Annotated in this window: 9 protein-coding genes; 8 read left to right on the top strand and 1 reads right to left on the bottom strand. The window is 32.6% G+C overall.

The window, feature by feature from the left end:
• The first annotated feature begins 505 nt into the window (after positions 1 to 505).
• The 8 genes from RWR88_RS07395 to RWR88_RS07360 all read left to right on the top strand — a co-directional run bounded on the left by RWR88_RS07395 (position 506) and on the right by RWR88_RS07360 (position 10,759).
• Positions 506 to 1,273, top strand: a complete 768-nt coding sequence (locus RWR88_RS07395) for an ABC transporter ATP-binding protein (protein WP_314349607.1) — start codon at positions 506 to 508, stop codon at positions 1,271 to 1,273.
• Positions 1,266 to 3,248: an ABC transporter permease gene (locus RWR88_RS07390; RefSeq protein WP_314451506.1), complete on the top strand. Its 1,983-nt coding sequence runs from the start codon at positions 1,266 to 1,268 to the stop codon at positions 3,246 to 3,248. The genes RWR88_RS07395 and RWR88_RS07390 overlap by 8 nt, the downstream gene beginning before the upstream one ends.
• Positions 3,249 to 3,431: 183 nt before the next feature.
• Positions 3,432 to 4,502: an ABC transporter ATP-binding protein gene (locus RWR88_RS07385; RefSeq protein WP_314451504.1), complete on the top strand. Its 1,071-nt coding sequence runs from the start codon at positions 3,432 to 3,434 to the stop codon at positions 4,500 to 4,502.
• Positions 4,502 to 5,377: a sugar ABC transporter permease gene (locus tag RWR88_RS07380; RefSeq protein ID WP_314451502.1), complete on the top strand. Its 876-nt coding sequence runs from the start codon at positions 4,502 to 4,504 to the stop codon at positions 5,375 to 5,377. Before RWR88_RS07385 ends, RWR88_RS07380 begins: the two co-directional genes overlap by 1 nt.
• A 2-nt stretch (positions 5,378 to 5,379) precedes the next feature.
• On the top strand, positions 5,380 to 6,198 hold the full coding sequence (locus RWR88_RS07375) for a carbohydrate ABC transporter permease (protein ID WP_314349612.1): 819 nt from the start codon (positions 5,380 to 5,382) through the stop codon (positions 6,196 to 6,198).
• A complete protein-coding gene (locus RWR88_RS07370; RefSeq protein ID WP_314451500.1) occupies positions 6,182 to 7,474 on the top strand; it encodes an MBL fold metallo-hydrolase in 1,293 nt (430 codons plus the stop codon). The genes RWR88_RS07375 and RWR88_RS07370 overlap by 17 nt, the downstream gene beginning before the upstream one ends.
• Positions 7,475 to 7,501: 27 nt before the next feature.
• Positions 7,502 to 8,791 (top strand): extracellular solute-binding protein, encoded by a 1,290-nt coding sequence (locus RWR88_RS07365; protein ID WP_314451498.1) that lies wholly within the window; start codon positions 7,502 to 7,504, stop codon positions 8,789 to 8,791.
• 411 nt (positions 8,792 to 9,202) lie between these two features.
• Positions 9,203 to 10,759 (top strand): bifunctional metallophosphatase/5'-nucleotidase, encoded by a 1,557-nt coding sequence (locus tag RWR88_RS07360; protein ID WP_314451495.1) that lies wholly within the window; start codon positions 9,203 to 9,205, stop codon positions 10,757 to 10,759.
• An 80-nt stretch (positions 10,760 to 10,839) separates the two neighbouring features.
• Here the strand turns inward: RWR88_RS07360 and RWR88_RS07355 are convergent, their stop codons facing one another.
• A complete protein-coding gene (locus tag RWR88_RS07355; protein ID WP_314451493.1) occupies positions 10,840 to 12,159 on the bottom strand; it encodes an ISL3 family transposase in 1,320 nt (439 codons plus the stop codon).
• Between the last annotated feature and the right edge of the window lie 123 nt (positions 12,160 to 12,282).

Genomic DNA, 12,282 nt, shown 5'->3' with positions numbered 1-12,282 from the left:
TAATCTGGGCTTATAGCCCCGGTTCAAACCACCCGTTAGACGGGTGGTCATGATTAGGAAATTAATAGCCTTTTTTATATAAAAAACCCACCTAACTATTCAAACTTTCGTCTGATTTGCTAGGTGGGCGAACTTCGTTGGCAGAGTTTCTGGCATAAGTGTATGATGGTTGTTTATTTTTAGAATACCTCTGCCAATCAAAGCGAAGATTAACGAAAAGAACGAGGTTCTTTTCGGAAATCACATCAATAAAAAAGGAAAAATAAGTAAAATGATTGTTTAAATTAATCATTTTATTATATTGTTTAAGCAATGAATAATCATTACTTTTATAAATGTATTATACGATTTTTATTGCTTTTTTAAAAGTAAAAACATTTAAGATTAAGAAATTTCTTTCTTACAAAAATGTAAGAAACAAAAAGAAAATGATAGCTAAAATACAGGAATGCATCGATTTTATTTGATAGAATAAATACAAATCAAAGAGAAAGTAGGAATAGAAATGACATTATTAGATGTAAAACAAGTACAAAAAATTTACCATACAAGATTTGGAGCGATGCAAGTAGAAGCATTAAAAGATATTACTTTTAGTGTTGAAAAAGGAGAATATGTTGCCATTATGGGTGAATCTGGTTCTGGTAAAACAACGCTACTAAATATTTTAGCCACATTAGATCGTCCAACAAAAGGACAAGTATTATTGAATCAATTAGATATTCAAAATATACCTGACAAAACATTAGCAGCATTTCGTCGCGATCATTTAGGATTTGTATTCCAAGATTTTAACTTGTTAGAAACATTATCTGTTAAGGATAATATGTTACTTCCATTAGTACTAGCGAAGAAAACTGTTCAAGAAATGGAGAAAAAAGTAAAACCTGTTGCTACTTTATTAGGGATTGAAAAATTATTAGAAAAATATCCTTATGAATTATCCGGAGGTCAACAACAAAGAGTAGCCATTGGACGTGCAATGATGGCGGATCCTAGTATCTTACTAGCAGATGAACCGACAGGGGCATTAGATTCAAAATCTTCTAGCAATATTTTAGATGTGTTTGATACTTTAAATGAAAATGGACAAACTATTTTGATGGTAACGCATAGTACATTAGCCGCTAGTCGAGCTAAACGAGTGTTATTTATTAAAGATGGAATTTTGTATCATCAATTATTTAAAGGGGAACGTACAGATGAAGAAATGTTTGAAGCAATTTCTGATACGTTAACAGTAATGGCTAATCGAGGTGAGACTCATGTTTAAATTAATTAGTTCATTAGCAGTATCCAATTTAAAGAAAAATCGAACACTTTATATTCCATTCTCGATTGCTTCTATTACAATGATGGTCATCACCTATATTCTATTGGCACTATCTACAAATAAAACGATTTTACAAAGTAATGGTGGAAATACGGTAGTTATGGCATTAGGTTTTGGTGTTGTGATTATGTTACTTGTCTCTACCTTAACAATGATTTATGCGAATGGATTTGTAATGAAAAATCGCTCGAAAGAATTTGGATTGTATAGCATTTTAGGGTTAGGGCGCTCACAAATTCAATTGTTACAAGTTATTGAAATGGTATTGTTCGCAATAGTGAACCTTATTGTAGGGCTTGTATTAGGAGTATTGTTGAATCGATTAGCCTTTGCCTTATTATTAAAAGCAATGCGCTTTAACGTTCCAATTTCATATGAATTCCAAATTGCATCAGTCATTATAATTGGAATTTTATTTAGTGGGATTTTTGTATTCTTAATGATTTTAAATGCGATTAAAATTAGAGTGAGTCGACCATTAGAATTATTACGTGAGAAGAAATCGGGTGAAAAAACAGGGCGTTTCTTAAGTATTCGTGCACTAATTGGAGTAGCAATTTTAGGATATGCTTACTATATTTCTCAATCTATTGAAAGTCCGATTAAAGCATTAGGTTGGTTCTTTATTGCAGTATTATTAGTTGTCATCGCAACGTATATTTTATTTGATGCTGGAAGTATTGCGCTTTTACGTTTCTTGAAAAATCGTAAAACATTTTATTATCGTCCAATAAACTTCATCTCAGTTTCTAATTTGATTTTTAGAATGAGAAAAAATGCAATGGGCTTAGCAAGTATTTGTATTTTATCAACAATGGTATTAGTTACTCTTGGAACAACAGGTTCATTACAGTTTGGTGCACAGGAAGTCATTAATCGAACAAGTCCAACTGATTTTGACTTTAGAGGAATGTATCGTAATGCAGAAGAAGTAGCAGAATATTCAAAAGAGGTAAAAGAATTAGCGGCAAGCACCTCTTCAAAAGTAACGGATTTTTATGAATATTCTTATATTTTAACAGCGGGAAATCATGAAGGAAATGTCTTAAATACAAATGTTAAACAATTAGGTGCTTTACCAGAGGCAATGGTCGTTCTTATATCGGTAGAAGATTATAATCGTAATACAGGTGAAAATCTTACTGTTCAATCAGGAGAAATGTTACTAGGAGAGGAAAATTTCAAAAAGAAACCTACGTTTAATCAAGTATCTTTAGGAGATAATACATTTTCAGTTGCACAAGTCATTGATGTAAAAAAATTCTCAAAAATTGCGGTGGCAAATCCGAATATTACTGATCATTCTTATATTGGTATTTTAAATGAAGAAGATATGGTAAAAGTTGTTCCATATTACAGTAAAGAAAACGATGGAGGACATCGAGCTTATACAAGACAATATATAGCATTATGGAATACATCTAGTCAAACCGATGAGGAGAAGAAAAAAGAATTAGAAGTGTATCAACAATCAGACATTGCTGGAGGAATTGATGGGAAAATAGAAATTGCTCAATTATTATTCCAATTTTATGGTTCTTTATTATTCTTAGGAATCTTATTAGCCATTGCCTTTTCAGTAGGAGCAGTTTTAGTCATTTACTATAAACAAGTTTCTGAAGGTTATGAAGACCGTGAACGTTATGTCATCTTGAAGAAAATTGGAATTGATCAACCAATGATTCATCAATCCATTAATCGTCAAGTATTAATTGTATTCTTCTTACCATTATTAACAGCATTCTTACATACTGCGTTATCTTATAATATGGTAAGTAAAATTGTGTTAATCTTTGGAATTAAAGGAAGTATTATTGCTTTAACAATGTTAGCAGTAGCGGGAGTCTTTATGGTTGCTTACTTCTTAATTTACAAAATCACTTCAAGAGAATACTTCAAAATTATCAATCGATAGTAAAAACAAACGTCTTTAGTGAAAGCTAGAGGCGTTTTTTTATTTAAAATTTTTTCAGTGATTATGCGAAAAGATTCGTATTAAAAATATTTTTTTTAAAAATTCTTAACATTTATATCGCATGAAAGCGTAAATCATGCTATACTGGAATGTATTCAAGTATAGAAATTTGGAGGTTTACTCATGATTGATGTTATCGACTTAAATAAAGTATTCGATAATGGCTTTGAAGCGTTAAAATCCGTTAACTTTTCAATTGAACAAGGGGATTTAGTTTGCTTATTAGGGCCTAGTGGTTGCGGAAAATCAACTATTTTAAATATGATTGCAGGGTTATTACAACCAACTGGTGGAGATATCCAATTTAAAAAATCTTCTGTTATTAATATAGAACCAAAAGATAGAAATATTGGATTCGTATTCCAAAACTATGCATTATATCCTCATATGACAGTGTTAGAGAACATTATGTTCCCATTAACAGTAGGGGAAAAGAAAATCTCAAAAGAAGAAGCTAAAAAAGTTGCAGAAGAATACATGCAATTAACAAATATTGAGGAATTAGCTGAGAAAAAACCTGGTACTTTATCAGGAGGACAACAACAACGTGTTGCGATTACTCGTGCGTTAGTTCAAAAACCAGAAGTATTATTATTAGACGAACCATTAAGTAACTTAGATGCTCGTTTACGTTTAAAAATTCGTGAAGAAATTCGTCGTTTAGTAAAAGAAGTGGGAATTACAACAATCTTCGTAACTCACGACCAAGAAGAAGCTTTATCAATCAGTGATAAAATTATCTTATTAAATGAAGGTGTTATTCAACATCATGATGACCCTCAAAACTTATATTTAGAACCAAATAATTTATTTGTGGCTAAATTTATCGGAAATCCAATTATCAACATTTTAGAAGTTGAAGTAAAAGATGGTGTAATTACTCACCCATCATTCACTTTACAAGCAAGTGAATTAGTGGAAAGTCGTTTCCGTAAAGAATTAGAGCAGGGACATTACTCTTTAGGATTACGTCCCGAAGATTTAGTTCCAAGTGAAAATGGATTATTTACAGTAACTGTTACGGCTGTAGAATTAATCGGTCGTGAACGTATTTTACACTTTACATTAGGAGAACAAAATATTAAATCAATCGTAAGTGTGGAACATAAGATTGAAGAAGGAGACACACTTTCATTTGACCTTCTAAGACATAAATTATTCTTATTCGATCAAAATGGAGAACGTGTATACTAATGAAAAAATATAATCCTGAGAATCAACCAAAGGCGTGGTTATTCCTTCTTCCGTCATTAGGTGTGATTTTACTATTTAATATTTACCCATTAATTCGTTCATTTTGGATGAGTTTCCAAAAGGGTTCATTGTTAAAACTTCAATTTACTGGTTTATCGAACTATCAAAAAGTTTTAGCAGATCCAGTGTTTCATAAAGCATTACTAAATACGGCTTTATATGCATTTGTAGTAGTACCAATTGCTTTATGTATTTCAGTTGTCATTGCTTGGATTATCTTTGAAAAGGTAAAACACAAGAGCGTGTTTGAAACGATTTTCTTCATGCCATATGTTACAAGTACAATCGCAATTGGGATTGTGTTCCGTTATTTCTTTAATGGAAGTTACGGATTAATTAACTTCTTACTTGGTTTAGTAGGGATTCCTGCAGTGAACTGGTTAGACAATGTTAATATGAGCATGCCAACATTAATTATTTTTGGTATTTGGACAGGGCTTGCATTTAATATCATCATTTTATTAGCAGGTTTAAGAAATATTGATCCAGAACACTTTAAAATTGCAAAAATGTTTGGAGCTACAGAAAAAGAAATTTTCTGGAGAATTACATTCCCTCAATTAGTTCCTACAATTGCATTCTTATCTACAGTGAACTTAATTGGTGCCTTCAAAGTTTATACTCAAGTATATGCATTATTTGGAGGAACAGCAGGGGTAGCCAATAGTGCAATAACTGCAGTTTACTATATTTACGACAAGTTCCATGTGGCTGGTCGTCCAGGGATTGCGATGGCAGCAACTGTAATCTTATTTGTGATTATTCTGATTGCTACTTTCTTCCAAAATAAATTCTTGAGAAGAGCGGAGGGTTAATCATGAAAAAAGTGATCAATTATTTATTATTAGCACTGATTGTGGTTTTATCAATCATTACCGTGTTCCCATTTATTTATATGATTTTGACAGGATTAATGACTTATGCGGAAGCAACTAGTATTCCACCAACATTAATTCCTAAATCATTACAATTCCAAAACTATTTTGAAGTATTCCAAAGAGCGCCATTCTTACGCTACTTTGCTAATACATTATTTGTATCATTATTTACAACTGCTGCAACAGTTATTACTTCATTATTAGCAGCATTTGCTTTAACAAGTTTAGAATTTAAATATAAAAAAGTTGTGACAATGGTGATGGTTTCATTATTAATGGTTCCTTATGAATCAATTATCTTTACAAATTATCAGACTATTGCACAATTAGGATTATTAGATACTTATCTAGCTTTAATCCTTCCGTTTTTAACTAGTATTTTCTATATCTACTATTTAAACGGCTATCTTCGTGGAATTCCAAGTACATTCTACAAAGCCGCTAAAATTGATGGTGCATCAGATTTAGAATATATTCGTCGAATTTTAGTGCCTATGTGTAAGCCAGCGCTTGTAACAGTTGGGATTTTAACATTCATTATGAGCTGGAATTCATTCCTATGGCCATTACTTGCAACAAACACTAAATACTATCGTTTATTAAATAACGGGTTATCAGCCTTCACGACTGAAAGTGGTAGTGATGTTCAATTACAAATGGCTGCCGCAACATTGACAGTAGTTCCTATTTTGATTATCTATTTCGTATTTAGAAAAGAAATTATTAGAGGGGTTGCTAAGAATGGTATCAAAGGATAAAACCGTTGTTACATTCCATAGCGGAATTCTAACGATCGGTGGAACAGTCATCGAAGTCAGTTATGGAAATTCTCATATTTTCTTTGACTTTGGGACAGAGTTTCGTCCAGAATTAGATTTGCCAGATGAACAGTTACAAACACTGATTCAATATGGAATCATCCCAAAACTAAATCATGTCTATGATCCACGTTTGGGATATGAGTACGATGGAGAAGAAACGGGAGAGTATGAAAATACAGCAGTATTTTTATCACATGCTCATCTTGATCATTCAAGAATGATTAATTATTTAGATCCAGCTATTCCATTGTATACGTTAAAAGAAACAAAAATGATTTTAAATAGTTTGAATCGTAATGGAGATTTTTTATTACCAACACCGTTTGAAAAATCTCCTTTTACGAGAGAAATGATTGGCTTAGAACCAAATGCAATCGTAACTGTTGGAGATATTACAATTGAAGTTGTTCCAGTAGATCATGATGCATATGGTGCATGTGCCTTATTAATTCGAACTCCAGATCATTTCATTACGTATACTGGAGATTTGCGATTACATGGTTATATTCCAGAGGCAACTGTTGAGTTTTGTAAAAAAGCGAAGCATACACAGATGCTAATGATGGAAGGGGTAACGATTAGTTTCCCTGAAAGACCAGTTGATCCAACTGAAATTAAACCATCTAATGAATTAGAAGTCATTGAAAAAGTGGTTCAATTCCAAGAAGAAAATCCAAACCGTCCGATAGCTTTTAATGGTTATCCAGCAAATGTGGAACGTTTCGCAAAAATTGTTGAAGAATCTCCACGAACAGTAGTATTAGAGGCTCATATGGCAGCATTACTACAAGAAGTATTTGGAATTCATGCTCATTTTTATTATTCAAATGAAGCGAAACGTATTCCAGAATTAAATCATGATTTAGAAGTTTCCTATCAAACACTAATAGACGATCAAGGGGAGTATTTCTGGCAGGTAGTAGATAATTTTGATAAACTACAAGAAGGAACACTGTACCTTCACTGTGATGCTCAACCATTAGGTGACTTTGATCCGAATTATCAAGTGTTTCTCGATTTATTAGCGAAACATCACATCGAATTTGTGAAAATCGCTTGTTCAGGTCATGCAAAACCTGCGGATTTAGACCGTATTATTGCGATGATTGAACCCCAACTTTTGGTTCCTATCCATACTTTAAAACCAGAATTACTGGAAAATCCGTATGGTGAAAGAATATTGCCACATCGTGGCGAAAAAATTGTGTTGTAAAACTATAAAGGAAAAAGGAGAACAATTATGAAATTCAAATCTTTAGTAAAAGCGACACTTGCGACAACATCAGTTTTAGTTTTAGGAGCTTGCGGCAATAGCGCATCAAACTCACAAAAAGAAACTAAAGTAGATATTCAAACAGAAGTAAAAGAGGAAACAAAAATTACTTTCTGGCATGCCTTAAATGGTAAATTAGAGGAAACTCTAACGAAATTAACTGAGGAGTTTATGGCTAAAAACCCTAATGTAAAAATTGAGTTACAAAACCAATCTTCATATAAAGATTTACAAGCTAAAATTAACTCTACATTAACTTCACCAAAAGATTTACCAACAATTACTCAAGCATACCCAGGATGGTTATGGAATGCTGCAGATCAAGATCAATTAGTTGATTTAAAACCTTACTTAGAAAACTCAACTATTGGTATCAAAGATGATGCTGCGATTCGTTCAGAATTATTAAAAGGTGCTCAAATCAATGGTGTACAATATGGTATTCCATTTAATAAATCAACAGAAGTATTATTCTACAATGCAGACTTATTAAAAGAGTATGGTGTTAAAGTACCAACTACTTTAGATGAATTAAAAGAAGCAGCTAAAACAATTTATGAAAAATCAAATCACCAAGTTGTAGGTGCTGGTTTTGACTCATTAAACAACTACTATGCAACTGGTATTGTGAACAAAGGTGTTCAATTCAACAAAGAATTAGACATTACTAGTAAAGAATCAAAAGAAGTAGTTTCTTACTATGTTGAAGGTATTAAAGAAGGTTACTTCCGTACAGCTGGTTCAGATAAATACTTATCAGGACCATTTGCTAATAAACAAATTGCAATGTATGTAGGTTCAACTGCGGGTGAATCATTCGTAGCTAAAGGTGCTAAAGAAGCTGGATATGAGTATGGTGTAGCTCCTCGTCCTGAGAAAGTTAACATCCAACAAGGTACTGATATTTACATGTTCCAAAGTGCTTCTGAAGAACAACGTACTGCAGCTTACTTATTCTTAAAATTCTTAGCTTCTCCTGAGTCTCAATTAACTTGGGCACAAGCTACAGGCTACATTCCAGTAGTTTCTAAAGTGTTAGATAGCGCAGAATATAAAAATTCAAAATCTAAAGTTCCAGCAGCAATCGCTGAAGGTAAAAAAGAATTATTCTCAATTCCTGTAATCGAAAATGCTGACTCTGCATATGCAGAAATCACTAAGATTCAAGAAAAAGTTTACAGTGATGTAAATGGTTCAAGCGTTGATAAAGTGTTAGAAGCTTCTAAAGCTGAATTCCAATCAGTTTGGAACCAATAGTTTCGAAATAGACTTCCTTAATAGTAGTATTAGGACGCCAGCAGACCTAGCGGTCTCATGGCTAAACTTCGAGCCTTGGGTCTCGAAGTTAGCCATATCGGTTGATACTGCTCATGCTATTATAGGAAGTCTATTCTCATTTAACGGATATAAATTAGGGTACGTTTGGAATTGGACTTCCTTAATAGTAGTATTAGGACGGCAGCAAACCTTCGGTTTCATGCCTAAACATACTACTATGGGAAGTTTATTCTTATTTAACGGAAATAAATTAGTGTACGTTTGAAAGGAGAGTTCGTATAGTAGTATTATTACTATACGAACTCTTTTTTGTTTTATGATAGAAATCTATATATTTTATGCCTTATATGATACAATGGACTGTGACTAAAGAAGGAAATGAGGGATATAATGGAAATCAAAATTATTGAAACAAGTGATATGCATGGATATGTATTACCTACTAACTATGCTGAAAGAAATTTAGATTTAGGATTTAGTACGGCTAAAGCAGCAACCATTATTAAGAAAATTAAAGCTGAAGCAAAAGGACCAGTTGTTCAAATTGAAAATGGTGACTTTATTCAAGGCTCACCCTTAAGTTATTATGTTCGTAAACAAGGCCATCATATTGCCAATGATTTAACAAAAGTTTTAAATTATTTAGAATATGATTTAGGGATTTTAGGGAACCATGAATTTAATTATGGATTAGATTATTTACGTGAAGCCATTGAATCATACAACCATCCAATTATTTGTGCGAACATTCTTTCTAAAACAGGAGAGCAAGTGTTTGGAGAACCTTATCGTATTATCGAAAAAGAAGGCGTTAAAATTGCAGTATTAGGATTAACAACTCCATATATTCCAAAATGGGAACAACCTGCAACCGTTAAAGATTTAACCTTTATTAGTGCTTTAGAAACTGCACAAAAATATGTACCAGAAATGCGTGAAAAAGCAGATATCGTAGTGGTTACATATCATGGAGGGTTTGAGTCAGATTTAGAAACGGGTGAACCAACTGAGTTATTAACAGGAGAAAATGAAGGGTATGCGATTGCGACTAAAGTTCCTGGAATAGATGCTCTTGTAACAGGACACCAACACCGTGTTATTGCAACAAAAGTCAATGGAGTTCCAGTAATTCAACCAGGATACCGTGGAGCTTATGTAGGTGAAATTAGTTTAAAAGTTGAAAAAGAAGGCGACCGTTATGTGGTTGTTAATAGTCAAGCGAAATTACATGAAACAGCAGGAGTTAAAGCAGATCCTAAAGTGTTGGAAATGTTTGAAGAATTACAAGCTGATGTAGAAAATTGGTTAGATACACCAGTAGGAACTGTTGTTGGAGATATGACGATTACAGATCCTCAACAAGCAAGATTAGTAGAGCATCCTTATATTGAATTTATTAATAAAGTTCAAATGGAAGCAACAGGTGCAGATATTTCAGGAACAGCTTTGTTCAATAATGAAGGACGAGGCTTTGGTTCTAAAATTGCAATGCGTGATGTGATTACAAACTACATTTATCCAAATACTTTAGCAGTGCTAAAAATTACCGGAGAAGATTTACGTTTAGCATTAGAAAGAGTGGCAACTTACTTTATTGTAAAAGACGGAGAAGTTCAATTTAATCCAAAATATATTGAACCAAAACCACAATATTATAATTATGATATGTATGAAGGTATTGAGTATACACTTGATTTTACAAAAACATTTGGGGAACGAGTGACAAGACTAGACTATCATGGAGCTCCTGTTCAAGATACGGATGAATTAGAAGTTGTAACAAACCAATATCGTGCAGTAGGTGGCGGAAACTATGCCATGTTTAAACCAGAAAAAATTGTACGTGAAGTACAAATTGATATGACAGAATTAATTGCGGATTATTTGAAAAAACATCCTGTATTAGAAGCTACAACAAACCAAAACTTCAAGACAATTATTAAATAAATTTTTTAACAATTAGGAGAAAACATTTTTCTTTGGGCTCTTTGTCAAATAGGGTTGATGAAACAATTTTAGTGAAGGAATTAAGCAGCGTCAGGTTGCTTAATTCCTTTTTTAGTTGTTGGAGTAAAAAGTTTAGACATTAGTAGAATTCTATTTCTAAAATGTGTGAAACTAGTGTAGCCATAAGCGTTTCTTTTAAGTACTTTAATCTTGTTGTTAATGCCTTCAATAGGTCCGTTTGAAAGTGTTGGATACTCACAAGTATTTTGTAAATACGGTAAAAACTTCTTAAATGTTTGTAGAACACGATTTAATCCATCAGACAGATGTTTTGTTTGTACATGAATCAATTCTTCTTTGAATTCATTAAAATTTCGCTCCTTAAAAGATTCTCTTAATTGATGTACTGTTTCATATTCTGGTTTAAGCGAAGGTACTTCTTGTAGTAAATAATCTACAATTCCTTGAGAATGTGTTAGCCAATCGAATAATCTGTAATAGCTGTAGTGATAGGATTGAAGGTCATCTCGATTTTTTAAGATTAGTTTCCAGTAACGTTTTAATTTATTATAAAGACGTCTGTCTTTATAGCGTACTTGATTCATTTTTCTTGTTCTTGTCTTGTTTAATTCTCTGTTTAAAGCTTGAATAATATGGAATGGATCAATGATAATTTTAGACTTAGGGAATAAACGTTTAATAACTTCAATGTATGGAGCATACATATCAATCGAAATGGTTTTAACATTTAAGCGAGTTTGTAGAGGGAACTGATTGAAATAACGAACTAAATTCTCCATTTTTCTATCTTGAACAACATCAACAAGTTGATGAGTAATAGCGTCACAATAAGCAAAACTCATACTAGCTTCAGCTGAAGCTACAGACTTAAATTCATCCCAACACATATGTTCAGGTAACTCATTTAAAGGCTTAATTCTGAGAGAATCAGCAGTTTCATTGACAACTCTACGAACAGTATGAACAGAAACGTTCATTTCTTTAGCGATATGAGATTCAGAAACTGTTTCGCAAGCTTTGACTTTAATTTCATTTTTTACATTTTTAGAAATAAAAGCATTAAGATCAACGATACTAGTTGTATCAGCAGTAAAACTATGGGAGCATTCACGACATAAGAAACGCTGTTTTCTTAATTTAATAAAAGCAGGTAAGCCAGAAACAGGATTAAGCGTAATTCTAGAAGTACGAGTACCGTTTTTAACAATAGAAAAATCACGATTTACGCAACCACAGTTAGGGCAAGCATCTGGGCAATAGGTATAGTTAGCGAAGAAAAACAGGCTTTTTTTCTTTTTAAAATACACTTCCTCCACATTATTTTCCCATTTTACATTTTTATCTTTGATTTGTAGCACGACTTCTTGTATAGTAGTCATAGGGTTTTCATCTCCTCTTAAATAGTTTGGACGCTTTTAATATAAGGGATGAAGCCCTTTTTGTATACACTAAAATAGGGTTGGTGGATTTTCTCCATCAACCCTATAAATTATAGAACCTTT

This window comes from uncultured Granulicatella sp., from assembly GCF_963528195.1.
In the GTDB taxonomy this organism is placed as follows: Bacteria; Bacillota; Bacilli; order Lactobacillales; family Aerococcaceae; genus Granulicatella.
This window is presented reverse-complemented; position numbering and strand designations above follow the sequence as displayed.